Below are 20,328 nucleotides of genomic sequence, written 5' to 3'. Positions count from 1 at the left end.
ACGACGACAGGCGGAGGATGACCATGCTGAAGCTGCATGAAAAATCCGGCGAAGACACGATGGTGCTGATGGCCGATATCGGCCGCCGCGCACGTGCGGCCGCCCGACCGCTGGCCGTCGCTTCCACCAAGGCCAAGAATGCCGCGCTCGTCGCCATGGCCGACGCCATCCAGCGCAACGAGCAGGCCATCCTCGACGCCAATGCCATCGACATGTCGAATGGCGAGGAGGCCGGGCTGTCCGGTTCCTTCATGGACCGGCTGAAGCTTGACACCTCGCGCATCAAGGCGATGGCCGACGGCATTCGCGAGATCGCCGCGCTCGAGGATCCGGTCGGCGACGTCATGGCCGAATGGGACCGGCCGAATGGTCTTCATATCGAGCGCGTGCGCACGCCGCTCGGCGTTATCGGCGTCATTTATGAGAGCCGCCCGAATGTGACGGCGGATGCCGGCGCGCTCTGCCTCAAGGCCGGCAATCCGGTGATCCTGCGCGGCGGCTCGGATTCGCTCAATTCGTCGGCGGCGATCCATGCCTGCATGGTCGAAGGCCTGAAAGTCGCCGGCCTGCCGCAGGATGCCATCCAGCTGGTGCCGACCACCGACCGCGCCGCCGTCGGCGAGATGCTCAAGGGCTTGAGCGGCAATCTCGATGTCATCATCCCGCGTGGCGGCAAAAGCCTGGTCGGGCGCGTGCAGACCGAGGCGCGGGTACCGGTCTTCGCGCATCTGGAAGGCATCTGCCATCTTTATATCGACCGCTCGGCTGATCTTGGCATGGCGGTCAAGATCGCGGTCAACGCCAAGATGCGGCGCACGGGTGTGTGCGGCGCCGCCGAGACCTTGCTGGTCGACCGCGCCGTGGCCGCCACACATCTGGTGCCGATCCTCGAAGCGCTGCGCGCCGCCGGCTGCGAGATCCATGCCGACCAAGAGGTCCTGCGGGCTTTTTCCGACGCCAGCCCGGCGACCGACGCCGACTGGGTGACGGAATATCTCGACGCCATCATCGCGGTGAAGCTGGTCGACGGCGTCGCCGGCGCGATCGAGCATATCGAGACCTTCTCCTCGCACCATACCGAGGCGATCATCGCCGAGGACGCGAAGGCTGTGGAACGCTTCTTCAGCGAGATCGACTCGGCGATCCTGCTACACAATGCCTCGACGCAGTTCGCCGATGGCGGCGAGTTCGGCATGGGCGCCGAGATCGGCATCGCCACCGGCAAGATGCATGCGCGCGGGCCGGTCGGCGTCGAGCAACTCACCTCGTTCAAATACCGCGTGCGCGGGTCGGGACAGGTGAGGCCTTGACGCTGTTTGCCGTTAGAGCCTGAAGCGTTGCGCTTGGACACCCCCCTCCGTCCTGCCGGACATCTCCCCCGCAGGGGGGGAGATCAGATGTCTCTCCGGCTTTCGCCAATCGCCGACACCGCAGGATTTTCGCCTGCCGACAAGCTGCCAATCTCCCCCCCTGCGGGGGAGATGCCCGGCAGGGCAGAGAGGGGGGCTTAGCACCATGCTTTCGTCCCCTCAGCCCGTCGTTCCCGCCCGCTATCTCCGCATGCCCCACGCCGCCAAGGGCCTCACCGTCGGGCTGTTCGGCGGGTCGTTCAATCCGCCGCATGCCGGCCATGCGCTGGTTGCCGAGATCGCATTGCGCAGGCTGGCACTCGACCAGCTGTGGTGGATGGTGACACCGGGCAATCCGCTGAAAAGCGCGCGGGAGCTGGCGCCGCTCGCCGAGCGCATCGAGCTGTCTGAAAAGATCGCCAGGAATCCCAGGATCAAGGTCACCGCCTTCGAGGCGGCGCAGCATGTGCGCTATACCGCCGACACGCTGGCCCTGGTCAAGGCGCGCAATCCGGGCGTCGATTTTGTCTGGATCATGGGCGCGGACTCCTTGCGCGACTTCCACCGCTGGCAGCGCTGGCGCGAAATCGTGCTGACCTTCCCGATCGCGGTCATCGACCGTCCGGGCGCGACGCTGTCCTTCCTGTCGTCGGTGGTCGCCAAGACCTTCGACTATGCCCGCATCGACGAGGGCGACGCGCTGCTGCTTGCCCGCATGCAGGCGCCGGCCTGGACCTTCATCCACGGGCCGCGGTCGTCGCTGTCGTCCACCGCAATCCGCAAGGCAGCGAGGGGGTAAGCGCTGATTTTACCTTCCCCCACAAGGGGGGAAGGGAAGGCGCGCCATGTCGTTTTTGCGGCGGCTTTTTGCCCGCCAATAGGCGATGCTGGAGCATGCTAAAGCAGAACCCCACCACGACCGATGTCGTCCGCGCCGCGCAATCGGCGCCGCTGATCGCCATTGCCAGCGTCATCGTGTCGATGGCGCTGATCGCGATCGGCAATGGGTTGATGTTCGCCTATATCCCGGTGCGCCTCGGTGCCGACGGGTTCGACCCAACCTGGGCCGGGCTCATCGTCACCGGGCTTTCGGCCGGCGGGCTGGCCGGCTGCATCCTGACCGGGCCGCTGGTGCGGCGCGTCGGCCACGCCCGCGCCTTCATGGTGCTCTCAGCGCTGATCGCGCTTTCCAACGCGGCGATCGGCGCCGGCCCGATCCCGCTTCTGTGGATCGCCGCACGGGCGCTTTACGGCTTCGCCATCTGCGGGTTGTTCATCGTCGCGCAGAGCTGGCTGAACGATGCCTTGCCGAATTCGATCCGCGGCCGGGTGATGGCCGTGTTCTATGTCGCCTATATTGCTGGGCTCGGCGTGGGATATGCCACGCTCGCCCTGGTCGACATCCATACGGCCGCCGCGTCGCTGATTGGCATCACCTTCACCGCGCTCTCCATCCTGCCGGTCGGCATGACCAGGCTTGCGCAGCCGCCGGCGCCGCAGGCGGCCTCGGTGGCGCTGCGGCGTGCCTGGCGCATCTCGCCGGTCGGCGTCGCCGGCATGCTCGCCGTCGGCGGCCTGTCGATGATCGTTTCCGGCTTCGCGCCGATCCACGCCACCGCCAAGGGCTACAGCCAGGCCGATGTGGCGCTGCTGTTGTCGGCGATGCCGGTCGGCACGCTGATCCTGCAGATCCCGCTCGGGTGGATTTCCGACCGCACCGACCGGCGCTACGTGCTTGCTGGCGCCGCGGCGCTCGCGACCGTGGCCAGCGTGCTTGCCATCGTCTTCGACGGCGGCGCGCTGATGGCGCTGGTGGTGATCTATCTGATCTGGGACGGGGCGTCGGAATCGATCTACGCGCTCTCTAGCGCGCATGCCGCCGACCGCGCTGCCAAGGACGAGCTTCTGGCGCTGTCGAGCTCCATGCTGTTTGCCTGGTCGCTGGCCGGCTTCATCGTGCCCGGCATCGTCACGGCGCTTTCCGCTGTTTTCGGTACCGCCACCTTCATCTATGTCGGCATCGTGATCGCGTCGGCCTTCTGCCTGTTCGTGCTGTGGCGCGTGACGGCGGGCCGGCCGACGCCAGCCGCAACAAGCGGCAGCTTCGCGCCGATGAGCGCGCAGACTCCTCTGCCGGTGGAGCTTGCCTTCTCGTCGGACGAGACGGCAACCAAGCACTGATCTACTGCTTGCGCGCCTCCGGCGCCGCCACCTCCGGCGGCGGCAGCGGGATCGAGATGCCTTCGCTGTCGAAAGCCTGCTTGGCGCGCTTGGTCGTGTCGATCTTGGTGGAGAAATAGTCGGATGCAGAAGTCCAGTAGCGCAAGGTGAGCGAAACCGTCGTGTCGCCGAGGCTGGCCACGAAGGCGATCGGCGAGGGTTCGCGCCGGATGCGTTTTTCGGCGCCGGCGATGGCAAGCAGCGTCTTTTGCGCGCGGTCGATGTCGTTCCAGGAGCCGATGCTCAAGGTGACGTCGGTGCGGCGCACGCCGTTGCGGGTGAAGTTGCGCACCGGCTGGTTCCACAGTGTGGAATTGGGCGCCAGCACATAGACGCCGTCGGCGGAGCGCAGTTTGGTGGCGAATAGGCCGATCTCCTCGATAGTGCCGGAAATAGAGCCGACCTCGACATATTCGCCGATGCGAAAGGGCCTCAGCGCCAGCAGCATGATGCCGGCCGCGATGTTCTGCAGTGTGCCCTGCAGCGCCAGCCCGATGGCGAGCCCGATTGCGCCTATTGCCGCGATGATGGAGGCGGTCTGCACCCCGAACTGGCCGAGCACCATGATGGTGACCAGGATCAGGATGGCGTAGCGCACGATCTTGGAAAAGAAATGCCGCAAGGTGGCGTCGAAGCCGTGGATATGGCCGAGGCCGGCACGGATCGAGCGCTCGGCAACGCCGGCGACGAAGTAGCCGACAACCAGAAGGATGACGGCGCCGATGGCGGAGAAGGAATAGGAAACGATGAGCGTAGAAAGCTGCGCGAGCCCGGCCTGGATGGTGACGAGGGCGCTTTGCGGATCGGTTGGCATGGTGGGGATCCCATTGGTCGGTCAGCCGATAACCCACGCGTCCGGGATCAGTTCCTGCTTTTTAGGCCCTCCTAAAGCAGCGATCCGGACCAATGCGCGGCACCGCCGAAGAGCCCTCGTCTTGAAACTGCAATGGAACTCTGCCTATCTAAGTGGTGTCACCTGATTTGCATGGTGATTTGGTTGTTCTTGTTGGGAAAGGAAACACACTGAGAACAGCACTGCGGAAGAAGGCTGATATCATGCCTTCGCCGGCCGGGATCAGCGGCAACGCCGCCGCGACCCTCGCCCTCGACACAGTCCTTGCCAGTCTGGAAGACTCCAAGGCCGAAAACATCGTCTCAATCGACATCCAGGGAAAATCGAGCCTCGGCGACTATATGGTCATCGCCTCGGGCCGATCGCACCGCCATGTCTCGGCTGTCGCCGATCATCTCCTCAAGGCGCTGAAAGATGCCGGTCTCGGCAATGCGCGCGTCGAGGGGTTGGCCAGCGCCGACTGGGTCCTGATCGATTCGGGCGACATCATCGTCCATGTCTTCCGCCCCGAAGTCCGCGAATTCTACAATCTCGAAAAGATGTGGCAGGCGCCGGACCTCGAGGAAGAGACCTTGCACTGAGCCTTGATCCGCGTGCCGTGAACCATCACGGTATGCGCTGAAACAAGCTCGCCGGGGCGAGGATGAAGATCACCGTTCATGCCGTGGGCCGGATGAAGACCGGCCCCGAGAGAGAACTGGCCGACCGCTATTTCGAGCGCTTCGCCAAGAGCGGGCCTTCGGTCGGGCTGGAATTCGCCGGCATCGTCGAGGTCCCCGAGAGCCGCGGACAGAGCGCCGACGAGCGCCGCCGCGAGGAAGCCCAGAGGCTGCAGGCCCAGTTGCAGCCGGGCACCGTCCTCATCCTGCTCGACGAGCGCGGCAAGTCGCTTTCCTCGGAAGATCTGGCCGCCCGTATCGGCCAGCTGCGCGACAGCGGCCGCAAGGCGCTGGTCGTCGCCATCGGCGGCGCCGACGGCCATGACAAGGTCTTGCGCGAGCAGGCCGACCTGGTGCTGTCCTTCGGAGCACTGACCTGGCCGCACCAGCTGGTGCGCGTGATGCTGGGCGAGCAGCTCTACCGGATCGCGACGATCCTGGCGGGACATCCTTATCATCGCTCGTGAATGGCGCTTGCCATCTCGAAAAGCTGGGGATTGCTTGTCCCGGCTCGGATTTTCGCCTCAAAGGCTGAACATCACTGCTGGAGTAGGGCGCTTCCAACATGGTTGATGGTTCGTTAACGAAGCGGCGGATAGGTTAGAGGCCTGATGTCTGAAGGCTGGTACCCGATCACGCGCACCTGGCGCAGCCGCTGCGGCTTGACCCTTGTCGCCGCCGTGGTCGCGTTCGGGCCGGTCCGGGCGGCCGAAAATACCCTCGACACGGCGCCGGATCCCGACCAGAGCCGGGCCGAATACGAGCAGGTTTCCAAGGAAATCACGCTGTCGTCGGAGCGGCTGGCCAAGCTTGCGGCCGACATCGCCTCGGTGCGCAAGGACTATGCTTCGATCACGGCCGCGCTCATCCAGTCGGCGATGACGGAGCAGAAGCTCGGCCAGGACATCGAGGACATCGGCGCCAAGCTCGAAGGGCTGAAGACCGAGGAACAGAAGCTGCGCGCCTCCCTTGCGGCGCGACGCGACGTGCTGGCCGAAGTGCTGGGGGCGCTGCAGCGCATGGGGCTCAATCCGCCGCCGGCGATCCTGGTCAAGCCGGAAGACGCGCTGTCGTCGGTGCGCAGCGCCATCCTGCTTGGCGCCGTGGTGCCGGAGCTGCGCCAGCAGACCGACCGGCTGATGGCCGATCTCAAGGAGCAGACCAGGGTGACGGCCTCGATCGAGGCCGAACGGGCGAGGCTCACCGCCGCCGTCACCGACCAGACGGCGGAAAAGAAGCGGCTCACCATGCTGCTCGAGGCCAAGAAGAAGCTGCAGGCCGATACCCAGACGGCGATCGCGGCCGAGCAGCGGCACTCGCAGGAACTGGCGGCGAAGGCGAGCAGCCTCAAGGACCTGATCGCCTCGCTCGAAGCCGACAAGGCGCGCAAGGCGCAGGATCAGGTCAAGGCAGGCGAGCGGAAATCGACCGACAGCGACACGACAGCCTCGACGACCGAGCTCGCCGCGCTGCCGGTGCCGGAGGCCAACCGCCTCACGGGGTCGGCGCCGTTTTCGGCACTGCAAGGCCAGATCGCGTTGCCGGTCATCGGCAAGATCAAGCGGCGTTTCGGCACCGACGACGGCAATGGCCAGGCGATGCAGGGCGACATGGTTGCGACACAATCGGGGGCCATCGTCACCGCACCGGTGGATGGAAACGTGCTTTATGCGGGGCCGTTTCGCTCCTATGGTCAACTCTTGATCCTCAATGCGGGCGATGGGTATCATGTCGTCCTGGCGGGGATGAGCAGAATCAGCGTCGCGACGGGACAGTCGGTGCTCGCGGGAGAGCCGATCGGCGCGATGGGAGAGGCCCGGGTGGCAAGCACCTCGGCCTCTCGGAATGAAAATTCGACGTCGGAACTCTATGTCGAGTTCCGCAAGGATGGAAAACCCGTCGATCCGGCCCCATGGTGGGCGGATCGATTCTCTGGAAGGACGTGAAATGATGCGGAAACTGTCGCTTCTGTTTGCCGGCGCGCTGATGGGCGCATCGGCAATGAGCCTGGTCTACGGCGCACCGGGCTCGGCGGCGAACGCTGCGGGTTCGGAAACCTACAAGCAGCTGGCGATTTTCGGCGACATCTTCGAGCGCGTGCGCGCCAACTATGTGACGCCGCCGGACGACAAGTCGCTGGTCGAGAACGCCATCAACGGCATGCTGGCCTCGCTTGACCCACACTCCTCCTACATGAATGCCGAGCAGGCGCAGGACATGCGCGTGCAGACCAAGGGCGAGTTCGGCGGCCTCGGCATCGAGGTCACCATGGAAAACGACCTGGTCAAGGTGATCACGCCGATCGACGACACGCCGGCCGCCAAGGCGGGCGTGCTTGCCGGCGACTACATCGCCAAGATCGACGGCGAGGAGGTTCGAGGCCTGACCCTGAACGACGCGGTCGAGAAGATGCGCGGGCCGGTCAACACGCCGATCAAGCTCACCATCCTGCGCCAGGGCGCCGACAAGCCGATCGAGCTGACGGTGGTGCGCGACATCATCAAGGTCAAGGCGGTGAAGTACCGGGTCGAGAACGACATCGGCTACATGAAGATCACCTCCTTCACCGAGAAGACCTATGACGATCTCGAGAACGCCATCGAGAACATCAAGAAGCAGGTGCCGAACGACAAGCTGAAGGGCTATGTGCTCGATCTGCGCCTCAATCCGGGCGGCCTGCTCGACCAGGCGGTGAGCGTCTCGGACGCCTTCCTCAAGCGCGGCGAGATCGTTTCGACGCGCGGTCGCGATCCGAAGGACGTCACCCGCTTCGACGCCAAGCCGAAGCAGGTCGACGACATCAACGGCAAGCCGATGATTGTGCTGGTCAACGGCGGTTCGGCGAGCGCCTCGGAAATCGTCGCCGGCGCGCTGCAGGATCTGCGCCGCGTCACGGTGGTCGGCACGCAGTCCTTCGGCAAGGGCTCGGTGCAGACCATCATACCGCTCGGCGAGAATGGCGCGCTCAGGCTGACGACCGCGCTCTATTACACGCCGTCGGGCAAGTCGATCCAGGGCAAGGGCATCACGCCCGACATCAAGGTCGACCAGCCTCTGCCGCCGGATCTGCAGGGCCGCGACCTGACCCGTGGCGAATCCGACCTCAAGGGCCACATCAAGGGCGCCGACGAGAGCGCAACCGGTTCGGGCTCGGCCGCCTATGTGCCGCCGGATCCGAAGGACGACCTGCAGCTGATCTATGCCGAGCAGCTGCTGCGCGGCGAGAAGACCGACCCGGCTTTCCCGCCGAACCCGGACAAGGCCGTGCTGAACCAGTAAGGCCGTCGCGGCCAGGGCAAGGCTCTGGCCGGCTGAGCGAAGCAATGCAATGCTGCCGGGACCGCGAGATCCCGGCAGTTTGATTCGGGGACCCGCGGTAGGCGCCACGCGTCTGGGGTATCGCGCCAGCGATTGTGAAGTTCACGCGAGATGTCACGAGAATGTGACATTCACCCAGGTGGCGTGCTTCCGGGGAACATAACTTGGCTGACATCGGCAAGGACATCGAACGCCCGCTCGGACAGACGCTTCGGCCTCAGCGCAAAACCTCGCGCGGCTTCAGCGGCGGCACGCTTGCTGCGGTGGCCGCCGTACTCGGTGTGATCGGCGTTTCCGGCGCGATCGCGCTGCGGGAGAAGCCGTTCCGTAAACCGCAAGAGGTGGCGGTTTCGACGCCGAAGGTGGTCGCTGCTCCCGCCACACCCGCACCGGCGCCGGCTCCTGCCCCGGTTGCGGCCGCGACGCCACAGGCCAGCACGCCGATGAAGAGCGGCGGGCCGCAGATCATCCATGTCCAGACCGAGGAAGGCGATGGCCCGCCGAAAGCGGCGATTGTCATCCGCGATCCATCGACGCTCGGCCAGAACCTCAAGGTCGCGCATATCCCGGACAGGTCGCTGATCGAGGCCAGCGCGACCGGCCCGCTGCCGATGCGCTCGGCCGACGGCAGGCGGCCCTTCGACGCCTATGCGCGGCCGTGGTCGGGCACGCGCGGCGCGCGCGTGGCGATCGTCATCGGCGGGCTCGCCGTCTCGCAGACCGGCACGCAGGCCGCGATCGCCAAGCTGCCGGCTGAAGTGACGCTGGCCTTCGCGCCGCAAGGCAACAGCATCGGCCGCTGGATGCAGGCGGCCAGGCAGAGCGGGCATGAGATCGTCATGCAGGTGCCGCTCGAGCCTTTCGACTATCCCAACATTAATCCCGGCCGCAACACGCTGACGGTCTCGGCCAGCCCGGACGAGAACCTGAAGAGCCTGCACTGGGCGCTGTCCAGGACCACGAACTATACCGGGGTCATGAACTATATGGGCGCGCGCTTCTCGGCCGACGCCTCGGCGATGGAGCCTTTCATGGCCGAGCTCGGCAAGCGCGGCCTTGCCTATATCGATGACGGCTCGTCCTCGCGCAGCGTCGCGCCTGATCTGGCGTTGAAGGACGGCGTGCCGTTCGTCGCCGGCGACATGGCGATCGATGCCGTGCAGGACCGCGGTGAAATCCTCAAGAAGCTGGACAGCCTGGAAGCCACGGCGCGGGCCAAGGGCTCAGCGGTCGGCATCGGTTCGGCTTTCGACATCACCGTCGACACGGTGACGTCCTGGATTGCCGAAGCGAAGAAGCGCGGCATCGAGATCGTGCCGATCTCGGCGGTGGCCATTGATCCGCAAAAAGGCTAGCAGCCGTCTTGATAATTCTACTCCGGCGGGCATCTGGCGGCGTTTTCTGCGCTTCCGGTGCTCACGTACTTTAAAGTACGCTCCGCTCCGGTTCTCGAAACCACTCGCCACCTGCCTCGCCGGAGCGAATTCTCAAAACGGCTGGAAAACCCAATGTCCAAGAAAAAGATCGATCCCGAAACGCTGCCTTACCGTCCCTGCGTCGGGCTGATGATCCTCAACAAGGCAGGCCTGGTCTGGGTTGGGCACCGTATCGCCGAGCCGGACAGCGAGTTCGCTGGCACGACGCAGCTCTGGCAGATGCCGCAAGGCGGCATCGACAAGGGCGAAGAGCCGATCGAGGCCGCAGGCCGCGAGCTCTACGAGGAAACCGGTATGCGCAGCGTGTCGCTGCTTGCCGAGGCGCCGCGCTGGATCAATTACGACCTGCCGCCGCATCTGGTCGGCGTCGCCTTCAAGGGCCGTTATCGCGGCCAGACGCAGAAATGGTTCGCCTATCGCTTCGATGGGGATGAAAGCGAGATCGCGATCAATCCGCCGCCGGGCGGCCACACGGCCGAATTCGACGAATGGGCCTGGCGGCCGATGCGGGAACTGCCCGAGCTGATCGTGCCGTTCAAGCGCAAGGTCTATGAGCAGGTGGTCGCGGCCTTCCAACACCTGGCTTCCTGACAGTCGCCATCCGTCGCGGTTGTCGCGGCGGCCGCATGGCCGTATTGATTGCCGATACAATGAGCGGGGGTCGCCATGAACGACGACACCGGACGCGAGTTTCCGGCAAATGATGAGGACGGCAATTCGACCGTCAGCGAGGCTGCGGCCGGCGCGATCCTGACCATCGATCTTGGCGCCATCCGGGAAAACTATCGCCGGCTGAAGGCGCGGCTGGGCGGCGTTCGCTGCGCCGGCGTGCTCAAGGCCGACGGCTATGGACTTGGCGCCGCCCAAGTGGCGGCGGCGCTGGCGAAAGAGGGCTGCGACATCTTCTTCGTCGCGCTGCTCGGCGAGGGCATCGCGCTGCGCAAGGCGATCGGGCCCGGACCTGACATCTTCGTGCTGAACGGCCTGCCGCCGGGTTCGGAGCCGGAAGCCCTGGCTGCCGGACTTTGCCCGGTCATCAACAGCGTTGTGCAGTTGAAGGCCTGGCGCCAGGCCGCGCGGGGCGCGGGCCGGAGCCTGCCCGCCGCCATTCAGGTCGACAGCGGCATGGCCCGGCTCGGCATGGCGCCGACGGAGGTTGAGGCGGTCGCGCGCGAGGCCGGCGCCTTCGACCGCATCGACATCCGTTTCGTGATGAGCCATCTCGCCCGCGCCGACGAGCCCCGACAGGCGGCGAACGACAAGCAGCGGCGCGAATTCGACCGGCTGCGCAAGATGCTGCCCGGGGCACCCGCCTCGTTGGCCAACTCGTCCGGCATCTTTCTCGGGTCGGCCTACCACCACGATCTCGCCCGTCCCGGAGCCGCGCTTTATGGCGTCAACCCGACGCCCAACGCACCCAACCCAATGCTGCCGGTCATAAGGCTGCAAGCCAAGGTGGCGCAGACGCGGCGGATCGGCGCCGGCGCAGGCATCGGCTATGGCCACACCCACCAGGCGGACGGGCCGCTCGATCTCGCGACCATCTCGCTGGGCTACGCCGACGGCTGGCACCGGCGCGCCGCTTCGGCCGCCTGGTTCGAGGGCGTGCGTTTGCCCTTCGTCGGGCGCGTGTCGATGGACTCGATCATCCTCGACATTTCGGCGCTTCCGGCAGACCGGCTCGGCGAAGGCGACCTCGTCGAGCTCATCGGTCCCTCGCAAAGCGTCGACGACGCGGCCGGCCACGCCGGCACCATCGGCTACGAGATATTGACCAGCCTGGGCGCGCGCTTTCACCGCCGCTACATTGGTGGTTGAGGCAGGCGCCTTGCTTGACAAGCCGGTGCTTCTCGGCGAGGTTCGAGGCATGAGCAACCTCGCTTGTACCAGAATCTGCTTCAGGGTTTGCCCCATCGCGGGAGCGTAGCCCCGGCGTGGCCGCCAATGCCGGCGGCCGCGTGAACCGGGGCGTTTGAATTCCAGACATTTTCATCGAGCCGGGGCCTTTGCCGCCAGGCTTTGTTCGCCGCCTTCGACGTGGCGGCTTGCGCGCATTCGGAAACCGATGCGCCAGCATATGAGGTATGCCATGCCTGCAGCAACGCAATCGCGTTCGCGAAACACCATCCTTGTCAGCGCGGCGGATCACGACCGGCTGAGCAGTCTCGCCAGGGCCTTTCTCGATCGTGCGCCCGATATGGCCGAGGACCTGCTTGCCGAGATGGATCGCGCCAGGATCGCCACCGAGGCGGCAATGCCCGCCGACGTGGTGAGGATGGGCTCGACGGTGACGCTTCAGGACCCGGAGGGAAGCATTCAGAGGGTGACGCTGGTCTATCCGGCGGAGGCCGACATCGCCGAAAAACGCATATCGGTGCTGACGCCGCTTGGAACGGCGCTGATCGGCGCGCGCGCCGGCCGCACGGTTTCCTGGCGCAGCCGCGACAGCCGGGTCCTCTCGTCGACGATCGACGCCGTCGAGCCATTTCGGAGAGCGCCATGACCAGGACCGTCTACCGCCTGACGGCAAAGGACTTCGCGGTGATCGAGGCGATGCTGATGCGCCGTCGCGCGTTTGCCGATCCGATCGCGCCGATGCTCGAACGCAAGCTCGCCGAAAGCCGCGTCATTGCGGCGGGCGCGGTCGAGCCCGACCTTGCCACGCTCAACAGCCGGGTGATTTTCCGCGTCGGCGGCCGTTCGTCGCAGACGCGGACACTGGTGCAGGCCGAAGCATCCGCTCCGGTCGGCTCCGGCCTGACGGTCGCCACGTGGCACGGCCTCTGTCTGCTTGGCATGACCGTGGGGCAATTGGCTCTGGCCGGGCGGCTCGACGGCCCTGCCGAGGAGGTTCTTCTCGAGGATGTGGCCTATCAGCCGGAAGCCGCGCGGCGAGCGGCGCGGGACCCGGCCGCCGAACGGCCTCGCCACGTCCTCAAGCTGGTCCACAGCGCGCCCGCCGCTGACTGGCCCCTTGGCGGGCGCGCCAAAATCCGGCAGACAGAAGGGGACGATCCGGGCCCTTCCGCGGCATGATCGGCCTTTGAGGGAGCATAGAATGAAAGTCATCGTGCTGGGCGGCGGCGTGATTGGGGTCACCACCGCTTATTTCCTCACCGAAGCCGGTCATGAAGTGACCGTTTACGATCGCCAGCCGGGGCCTGCGCTCGAAACCAGCTTCGCCAATGCCGGCGAAGTGTCGCCGGGTTATGCCTCGCCCTGGGCCGGGCCAGGCGTTCCGATCAAAGCCGTCAAATGGCTGTTGATGAAATACGGCCCGCTGGTGGTGCGGCCGGCTTTCGACCCGAATATGTGGACCTGGCTCCTCAAGATGCTGCGCAACTGCACGGCCGAGCGCTACGCGCTCAACAAATCGCGCATGGTGCCGCTTGCCGAATACAGCCGCGACACGCTGAAGGCGCTGCGCGAATCAACCGGCATCACTTACGACGAACGGACCAACGGCACGCTGCAGCTCTTCCGCAAGCAGAAGCAGCTCGACGGCACCGGCGGCGACGTCGAGGTGTTGAAGAAATACGGCGTGCCCTATGAGATCCTCGATCGGGACGGCTGTATCGCGGCCGAGCCGGCGCTCGCGGCGGTGCGCGAGAAATTCGTCGGCGGCCTCAGGCTGCCCGGCGACGAGACCGGCGACTGCAAGATGTTCACCGACAAGCTCGCTGAACTCTGCGTGGCGCGCGGCGTCACCTTCGAATACGGCTCGACCGTCCGGCGCATCGTGAGGAACCGCAACCGCCTCACCAATATCCTAACCGATAGCGGATGGAAATCCGCGGACGCCTTCGTCATGGCGATGGGCAGCTATTCGGCGCAATTCATGCGCGAGCTGGGACGGCCGATCCCGGTCTATCCGGTGAAAGGCTATTCGATCACCGTGCCGATCAGCAACGCCGGGGCCGCGCCGATGTCGACCGTCATGGACGAGACCTACAAGGTGGCGATCACCAGGCTCGGCAACCGCATCCGCGTCGGCGGCACGGCGGAGATTTCGGGCTATGATCTTCGCCTGCATGAATCGCGCCGCCGCACTCTCGAACATTCGGTCGGCGATCTTTTCCCCGGCGGCGGCGACCTCAAGGCGGCGAGCTTCTGGTGCGGCCTGCGGCCCATGACGCCGGACGGACCGCCCCTGATCGGGCAAAGCGAGGTTGCCAATCTCTACCTCAACACCGGCCATGGCACGCTCGGCTGGACCATGGCCTGCGGCTCGGCCAAGGTGCTGGCCGACATCATGTCCAACCGGGTCCCGGAGATCAACGCGCGCGACCTCAGTCCGGAGCGGTATCTGAAACCCATCTAAGGTGCGCCGAAATTCAAGCAATGCCGGCCTGACCCGTATCTCGAGACACCTTAATTCATGTCGAGCGGTGGCGTTCAAAACGCCTGCCGGACCCAGCTGTCACTGAACAGCAGGCGGTAGGCCCAGCCGATCGTGACATTGGTGGCGACCGGGCGCGAATGGGCAAGGTAATCGTCATAGACCGGCTTCATGCGGCGGTAGAACGCCGGATCCAGCACGACCATGCCGTTTTCCGAGTCATGGAAGAAGCTGCGGTTGTTGAGGTTGACCGATGAGATGGCGACCAGCCTCTCGTCGATCATCATGATCTTGGAATGCAGCACGACGTCCGGCGCCTTGAACTCGCGGATGTTGATGCGGTCGCCATATCTCTCGACGAACAGCTTGTTGAGCGCGGTGAGGAAGCGGCCGCCGATATCGCCCTTGAGGTCAATGCGGCCGACCACGTCGATCTTCACGCCCCTGGCCAGCGCCCGGTCGAAGGCGCGGGCGATGGCGGGCGTCAGGTTGAGATAGGGATTGACGATCTCGATGCGCTGCTCGGCTGTGTCGATCAGCTCGACGAAATAGGCTTCCAGCGCGTGCCCGTCCTCGTAGGGCACGGAAATGAAATGCCGCGTCACGCCGCGCGGGGCAGCTATGGAACGAACCGGAATGGAAAACGGCCGCGACAAATTGGTGTCGGCGTCGCGCAGCCAGATGGTCGACAGATGCGCGGCCAGCGTCTCGACGGTCGCCTGGTCGGCGATCTCGATGTCGAAGTCGCTCCAGTTCGAATAGTAGTTCAGCGAGAAGCCCTCGGTCCTGCCGTATTGCTGAAGGTCCGGATAGCTGGTCAGGTCGACTGGCCGATGGAACAGAAAGCCGTCATGGATGTTGCGGCCGCCGATGATGACGCGCGCGCGTCCAGGCTCTTCGGCCAGTGTCGCCAGCATCTTGATGTGGTGAGTCTTGTGCAGCTGCGATATCTGCTCGTCGAACGGCGCGCCGTGATCGGCCTGCCAGCGATATTCCTGCAGTTCGACATTGGGGAATTCGGAGGCCAGCCGGTGCAGCATGGCGTCGTCCTTCTCGCGCTCCAGCACGTCGGTCACCAGGATGCGCACCTTGGTGCCAAGTGCTGCGTGATGGCGGATCAGCCGCTCCATGACACGGCCGGAGAAGTCCGCCTTGAATTCCAGCGACGACAGATAGATCAGCCTAAGCTTCGGCGCGCTTGAGAAATCGAGCGGCAGCTCGGGATCGGCTTTGTCGAAGGCGCTGTCGGGCAGCCTCTTGCCGAGCAGGGCCTCGACCTTGGCGTTGAAGCCGTCGCGCGACTTGCGCAGCAGGGTCGGCGACCCCAGCGGCAGCGCGCAGGTCTGCGACAGCCAGCGGCTGGCATAAAAAACGCGGTCGAGCTCCTCCATCCCCGCTGGGTCGGGCACCGGGCAGCGATCGTAGCGGCTGTCCAGCGCCGTAATCCAGGGATCGGCGGTCTCCTCGCGCAGCAAGGTCAACGGCGCGCCGGCCGGCGCCAGGGCAGAGCCGACGCGCAGATCGCAGCGGGTCAGCGCCTGGTCCGGAAACAGGCTGACCGAGGTCTCGGCGACCGGCAGGCTCAAATGGAATGGCGAGGCCGCGGCGACGGTGGCGGATCGGCCCGATGCGCGGATCGCGAGCGGGCCGTTGCAGATGCCGCCAATGTCGACAGTCTGCTGGCCTGCCTGGCGCAGCACGATCTCGACCGAGCGCGCCTGCAGGCCGGAGAAGCTGAAGGTCTTGGGTGCCGAGGGCCGCGCGGCGGCATCGAGATAGAGGGTCTGCCGCGACATGCGCCAGCGCCCCGCGAAATGGCCTTCGCCCGGCTTGCCTGGTGTCGGCGCAAGTTCCGTGTCGTCGAGCGGTGCGGCCAGCCGTTGCAGCGCCGGATAGGTCGCATGGAAGGCGCTGTTCTGGACATCGCGCCAGTCGCGGCCGAACCGGCCGGTGCCGTTGGCGCGGTCGAGCGCATCGAGGCGGCTTTGGGCGAGCAGCGCCTGGAATTCTCTCTCGTAGGCGCTGTTGCCGTCGCTGGCGAAGTAGTGCGCCGTGGCGATCCCGGCGCCGCTGCTGTCCGCCGAGACGGGCAGGCGCCCGCAGGCGTCGTCGCCCGGAAAGAAGGCGCAGGCCGAATGTCCGGGCATGCCGGCGCAGCCGGCCAGCACCGTCAGCGCCAGTCCAAGCAATGCCTTGGCGACGGCAGGCTTGACGCTCATCCGGCTGCCCCGTTCATGGCTTTGAGCTGGGCGGGGTCGCGCGGCGGCAGGAAGCCTTGCGGAAAGATCCGGCAGACGGGAAATGCGAAGGTGGCGATCAGAAGTTCGGCCTCGTTGCGCATCTTGCGCGGCGCCGTCCTGTCGTCTCGAATTTTCCGCGCTGAAGCGACGAGCGCGCCGTCGCAGTCGCAATGATCGTGCCTTGCAATGTAGCAGGCATCATGGACCCGGCAGGCGGCATCGAGGCGGTCGACCGGCTTTGCCGACAGATCGCCGGTGCGCGTGCCCGGGCCGCAATAGTTGCCGATAACGAAAGGCGAGGGCCGCGACATGGCATTGCGGACCGGCTTCGGCAGCTCCGCCTCCGGAACCTTCGCCCAGGGATTGGCGCAGTCCGACAGAAAAAGCAGCGGCAGAATGGCAAGAACGGCTCGCATTTCCCCGCCGGCGTTCCGAAGATTGTCCCCCAGAGCGTTTCACCGTTTCACGGCGGACCGCTCTATCTCTTTGTTCTGACGCAATTCCTAAAATTGCTCTGGCGTCCGGTCATGACATGGCCAGGCGCGCAGGTGCCACAGTGGCGGAATTTGTGGCGGAGGCAAGGCGGCAACAACCAACTGCCTGTGATAAGATCGGCGGCAGCGAGGGGACTTTGGAATGCGTCTTTTTCTTTTGGCGGCGGCCGCGCATCTGACCTGCGCCTCGGCTGCACTTGCCGCGGACAAGACTGTTCACGATAGGGAGCATGGCTTTTCGCTGACCTATCCCGAGGAATGGGCGAGCGAAACCGCCTTTGACAATACCATCCGGCTCAAGATCAAATCCGGCGAAAAAGGCCTGACCTGCAGGGTGTCGCAAAATGCCTACGACCCGACTGCTCCCGACAATCCGCCTGATGTCAGGGCGTTCATGGAGAAAGACTGGCAGATGAGCAACTGGCAGACCACGGTCGGCGTCGCTTATCGATCGGCCAGCTTCAGCCAGGACAGGTTGGCGCATTTCCCGGACGGCTATCCGGTGCGGATCGCCGACATGGATTTCCACTATACCGATGAGAATGTCAGCTTCTACGGCCATTCCCGCATCGCGCTGACGCTGCGCAGCTCGCATTACGGCTTCATCGATTGCGGTGTCACCGGCGACAGCGCCGACGAGGCGGCGCGCAAATGGGCGCCGTTTGCGGATCAGGCCGACAAGATCGTGAGCTCGTTCGTGCTCGACGCGGATTAGACAAAAAGACCGCGCTCGCGTTCCACCGCCTTGGTGATGAAATTGGCGACGAGCTGGACGCGGCGCAGCGGCCGTACCGATTCATGATAGACCAGCCAGTAGGCGCGGCGGATCGGCGCGACGATGTCGACGGGCACCAGCTCCGGCATCGAGCGAGCGACGAAAGTGTGCAAGATGCCGATGCCGGCGCCGGAGCGCACCGCTTCGGCTTGGCCGAGCGCCGAGGAGATGGCGAAGCTGGTGCGCCATTCGGGGCTGAACTCGGCCGCATAGTCGAGCGACGGGCTGACGATGAGGTCTGGCACATAGCCGATCAGCGTGTGCCGGCCGAGCTCGCTTGGTGCTTTCGGCAGGCCGTTGGCCTCGGCATAGGCGCGTGAGGCGAAGAGGCCGAGCGTGTAGTCGACCAGCTTGCCCGCCACCAGCCGCCCTTCGGTCGGCCGCTCGACGGTAATGGCGATATCGGCCTCGCGGCGCGACAGCGAGAAGGAGCGCGGCACCGGCACCAGCTGAATAGTGAGCTCGCGGTGCAAGGCGGTCAGTTCGCCCAGCCGTTTTGCCAGGAAAGCGACGCCGAAGCCGTCGGGCGCGCCGATGCGCACAGTGCCGGACACGTCGTCGCCTTCGCCGGCAATGGTCGAACGCGCGGCGATCATGTCGCCTTCCATGCGCTCGGCTATGTCGAGGAACCGCTCGCCGGCCGGCGTCAGCTCGCTGCCGGTGGTGAGCCGCCGGAAGAGCTTTGTGCGCAGCGCCTCTTCCAGTGCAGCGATGCGGCGCGAGACGGTGGCGTGGTTGAGCTCCAGGCGCTTGGCCGCGCCGAGGATCTGGCCGGCGCGCGCCACGGCGAGGAAGATGCGAACGTCATCCCAGTTCATAAAGATCCCCGACGACAGGCGCGCCCTGTCATTTGCGACAATTAATGCACACTCCGCCGCCGCTGTCTATTTTTTGCACAACGGTTGCGTTTTGGCTCGCGTTGCTATCGCCGCTGCAAAGGCGGACAATGCGCCATCACCAAACAAGGGAGAGAAACCATGATCGAATACGGTCATTTCATCGGCGGCAAGCGTGTCGCCGGCACCAGCGGCCGCAAGCAGGACGTGATGCAGCCGATGGACGGCTCCGTGCGCGGCACGGTGGGGCTCGCCTCGCAGGCGGAACTGCGCGCCGCGGTCGAGAACGCCAAGGCGGCGCAGCCGAAATGGGCCGCCACCAACCCGCAGCGCCGCGTGCGCGTTTTGATGAAGTTCCTCGAGCTGGTCCAGCGCGACTATGACGAGTTGGCCGACATCCTGGCGCGCGAGCACGGCAAGACCATCGCCGATGCGCGCGGCGACATCCAGCGCGGCCTCGAAGTGGTCGAGGTCTGCATCGGCGCGCCGCATATGATGAAGGGCGAGTTCACCGACGGCGCAGGCCCCGGCATCGACGTCTATTCGATGCGCCAGCCGCTCGGCGTCGTCGCCGGCATCACCCCGTTCAACTTCCCCGCCATGATCCCGCTGTGGAAGATCGCCCCGGCGATTGCCTGCGGCAACGCCTTCATCCTGAAGCCGTCGGAGCGCGATCCGGGCGTGCCGATCCGCATCGCCGAGCTCTTCATCGAGGCCGGCCTTCCGGCCGGTATCCTCAACGTCGTCAACGGCGACAAGGAAGTGGTCGACGCCATCCTCGACGATCCGGACATCAAGGCCATCGGCTTCGTCGGCTCGACGCCGATCGCCCACTACATCTATTCGCGCGGCACGGCATCGGGCAAGCGCGTGCAGTGCTTCGGCGGCGCCAAGAACCACATGATCATCATGCCCGACGCCGACATGGACCAGACGGTCGACGCACTGATCGGCGCCGGCTACGGCTCGGCCGGCGAGCGCTGCATGGCGATCTCGGTGGCCGTCCCGGTCGGCAACGACACCGCCAACCGGCTGATGGAAAAGCTGGTGCCACGCGTGGAAAGCCTGAAGGTCGGTCCGTCGACGGATTCTTCCGCCGATTTCGGCCCGCTGGTGACGGCGCAGGCGCTGGAGCGCGTGAAGGGCTATGTCGATATCGGCGTCAAGGAAGGCGCCAAGCTCGTCGTCGACGGCCGCGGCTTCAAGATGCAGGGCTATGAGAACGGCTACTATATGGGCGGCTGCCTGTTCGACAACGTCACCGCCGACATGCGCATCTACAAGGAAGAAATCTTCGGGCCGGTGCTCTCGGTGGTGCGCGCGCCGCGCTACGAGGATGCCATCAAGCTCGCCAACGATCACGAGATGGGCAATGGCGTCGCCATCTTTACCCGCGACGGCGACGCCGCCCGTGATTTCGCCTCGCGCGTTCAGGTCGGCATGGTCGGCATCAACGTGCCGATCCCGGTTCCGATCGCCTATTACACGTTCGGCGGCTGGAAGGCGTCGTCCTTCGGCGACCTCAACCAGCACGGCCCGGACGCGTTCCGCTTCTACACCAAGACCAAGACGGTCACCTCGCGCTGGCCGTCCGGCATCAAGGACGGCGCCGAGTTCGTCATCCCGACGATGAACTAGCCGGCCGGTTTTCTTGTTTGCGCGTCCTCGCCACTTCGTGACTGCGGGCGCGCGGGCGGGCATCAAGGACGGCGCCGAGTTCGTCATCCCGACGATGAACTAGCCGGCCGGTTTTCTTGTTTGCGCGTCCTCGCCACTTCGTGACTGCGGGCGCGCGGGCGGGCATCAAGG

Annotated in this window: 19 protein-coding genes; 15 read left to right on the top strand and 4 right to left on the bottom strand. The window is 65.5% G+C overall.

What is annotated here, in order from left to right; genetic code table 11:
* Nucleotides 1-23: 23 nt before the first annotated feature.
* From DPM35_RS17445 to DPM35_RS17435, 3 genes are all read left to right on the top strand, one after another.
* Nucleotides 24-1,310 (top strand): glutamate-5-semialdehyde dehydrogenase, encoded by a 1,287-nt coding sequence (locus tag DPM35_RS17445; protein ID WP_112129066.1) that lies wholly within the window; start codon nt 24-26, stop codon nt 1,308-1,310.
* 250 nt (nt 1,311-1,560) lie between these two features.
* On the top strand, nt 1,561-2,148 hold the full coding sequence (locus DPM35_RS17440; protein ID WP_112128546.1) for a nicotinate-nucleotide adenylyltransferase: 588 nt from the start codon (nt 1,561-1,563) through the stop codon (nt 2,146-2,148).
* A gap of 95 nt (nt 2,149-2,243) precedes the next feature.
* Nucleotides 2,244-3,530, top strand: coding sequence for an MFS transporter (locus tag DPM35_RS17435; protein WP_112128545.1), 1,287 nt, complete (start codon nt 2,244-2,246; stop codon nt 3,528-3,530).
* A gap of 1 nt (nt 3,531) precedes the next feature.
* Here the strand turns inward: DPM35_RS17435 and DPM35_RS17430 are convergent, their stop codons facing one another.
* Complete coding sequence (locus DPM35_RS17430; protein WP_112128544.1) at nt 3,532-4,383, bottom strand: mechanosensitive ion channel family protein; 852 nt, start codon at nt 4,381-4,383, stop codon at nt 3,532-3,534.
* A gap of 242 nt (nt 4,384-4,625) precedes the next feature.
* On the opposite strand from DPM35_RS17430, the gene rsfS reads away from it, so the two are divergent.
* The 10 genes from rsfS (at nt 4,626) to DPM35_RS17380 (ending at nt 14,156) form a co-directional block, all read left to right on the top strand.
* A complete protein-coding gene (gene rsfS, locus DPM35_RS17425) occupies nt 4,626-5,003 on the top strand; it encodes a ribosome silencing factor (protein WP_112128543.1) in 378 nt (125 codons plus the stop codon).
* Nucleotides 5,004-5,065: 62 nt separating this feature from the next.
* Nucleotides 5,066-5,548: a 23S rRNA (pseudouridine(1915)-N(3))-methyltransferase RlmH gene (gene rlmH, locus DPM35_RS17420; RefSeq protein ID WP_112128542.1), complete on the top strand. Its 483-nt coding sequence runs from the start codon at nt 5,066-5,068 to the stop codon at nt 5,546-5,548.
* 144 nt (nt 5,549-5,692) lie between these two features.
* Nucleotides 5,693-7,027, top strand: coding sequence for a murein hydrolase activator EnvC family protein (locus DPM35_RS17415; RefSeq protein WP_112128541.1), 1,335 nt, complete (start codon nt 5,693-5,695; stop codon nt 7,025-7,027).
* Between the two features lies 1 nt (nt 7,028).
* Nucleotides 7,029-8,360 carry a S41 family peptidase gene (locus tag DPM35_RS17410; protein WP_181592054.1) on the top strand — a complete coding sequence of 444 codons (1,332 nt, stop codon included), beginning with the start codon at nt 7,029-7,031 and terminating at the stop codon, nt 8,358-8,360.
* 203 nt (nt 8,361-8,563) lie between these two features.
* Nucleotides 8,564-9,754, top strand: a complete 1,191-nt coding sequence (locus DPM35_RS17405; protein WP_112128540.1) for a divergent polysaccharide deacetylase family protein — start codon at nt 8,564-8,566, stop codon at nt 9,752-9,754.
* 153 nt (nt 9,755-9,907) lie between these two features.
* Entirely contained in the window at nt 9,908-10,426 is a 519-nt protein-coding gene (locus tag DPM35_RS17400) for an RNA pyrophosphohydrolase (RefSeq protein ID WP_112128539.1), read from the top strand.
* A 75-nt stretch (nt 10,427-10,501) separates the two neighbouring features.
* A complete protein-coding gene (gene alr / locus DPM35_RS17395) occupies nt 10,502-11,653 on the top strand; it encodes an alanine racemase (RefSeq protein WP_112128538.1) in 1,152 nt (383 codons plus the stop codon).
* Nucleotides 11,654-11,924: 271 nt separating this feature from the next.
* Nucleotides 11,925-12,338, top strand: a complete 414-nt coding sequence (gene rnk, locus DPM35_RS17390) for a nucleoside diphosphate kinase regulator (protein WP_112129064.1) — start codon at nt 11,925-11,927, stop codon at nt 12,336-12,338.
* The gene (locus DPM35_RS17385; protein ID WP_112128537.1) at nt 12,335-12,871 is read left to right on the top strand and encodes a GreA/GreB family elongation factor; all 537 of its coding nucleotides are present in this window, start codon (nt 12,335-12,337) and stop codon (nt 12,869-12,871) included. Before rnk ends, DPM35_RS17385 begins: the two co-directional genes overlap by 4 nt.
* Nucleotides 12,810-14,156, top strand: coding sequence for a D-amino acid dehydrogenase (locus DPM35_RS17380; RefSeq protein WP_342633673.1), 1,347 nt, complete (start codon nt 12,810-12,812; stop codon nt 14,154-14,156). The genes DPM35_RS17385 and DPM35_RS17380 overlap by 62 nt, the downstream gene beginning before the upstream one ends.
* Nucleotides 14,157-14,230: 74 nt before the next feature.
* Here DPM35_RS17380 and DPM35_RS17375 read toward each other — a convergent pair whose 3' ends face one another.
* Nucleotides 14,231-16,393 (bottom strand): phospholipase D-like domain-containing protein, encoded by a 2,163-nt coding sequence (locus DPM35_RS17375; RefSeq protein WP_112128535.1) that lies wholly within the window; start codon nt 16,391-16,393, stop codon nt 14,231-14,233.
* Nucleotides 16,390-16,830 (bottom strand): phospholipase A2 family protein, encoded by a 441-nt coding sequence (locus DPM35_RS17370; protein ID WP_112128534.1) that lies wholly within the window; start codon nt 16,828-16,830, stop codon nt 16,390-16,392. Before DPM35_RS17370 ends, DPM35_RS17375 begins: the two co-directional genes overlap by 4 nt.
* Nucleotides 16,831-17,050: 220 nt before the next feature.
* On the opposite strand from DPM35_RS17370, the gene DPM35_RS17365 reads away from it, so the two are divergent.
* The gene (locus DPM35_RS17365; protein ID WP_112128533.1) at nt 17,051-17,623 is read left to right on the top strand and encodes a hypothetical protein; all 573 of its coding nucleotides are present in this window, start codon (nt 17,051-17,053) and stop codon (nt 17,621-17,623) included.
* On the opposite strand, the gene DPM35_RS17360 is transcribed toward DPM35_RS17365, so the two are convergent.
* Nucleotides 17,620-18,501 (bottom strand): LysR family transcriptional regulator, encoded by an 882-nt coding sequence (locus DPM35_RS17360; protein WP_112128532.1) that lies wholly within the window; start codon nt 18,499-18,501, stop codon nt 17,620-17,622. The genes DPM35_RS17365 and DPM35_RS17360 overlap by 4 nt on opposite strands.
* Nucleotides 18,502-18,660: 159 nt before the next feature.
* Here DPM35_RS17360 and DPM35_RS17355 point away from each other — a divergent pair, with 159 nt between their 5' ends.
* Complete coding sequence (locus DPM35_RS17355) at nt 18,661-20,157, top strand: CoA-acylating methylmalonate-semialdehyde dehydrogenase (protein WP_112128531.1); 1,497 nt, start codon at nt 18,661-18,663, stop codon at nt 20,155-20,157.
* Nucleotides 20,158-20,328: the final 171 nt, after the last annotated feature.

The organism is Mesorhizobium atlanticum (assembly GCF_003289965.1).
Taxonomy (GTDB): Bacteria; Pseudomonadota; Alphaproteobacteria; order Rhizobiales; family Rhizobiaceae; genus Mesorhizobium; species Mesorhizobium atlanticum.
This window is presented reverse-complemented; position numbering and strand designations above follow the sequence as displayed.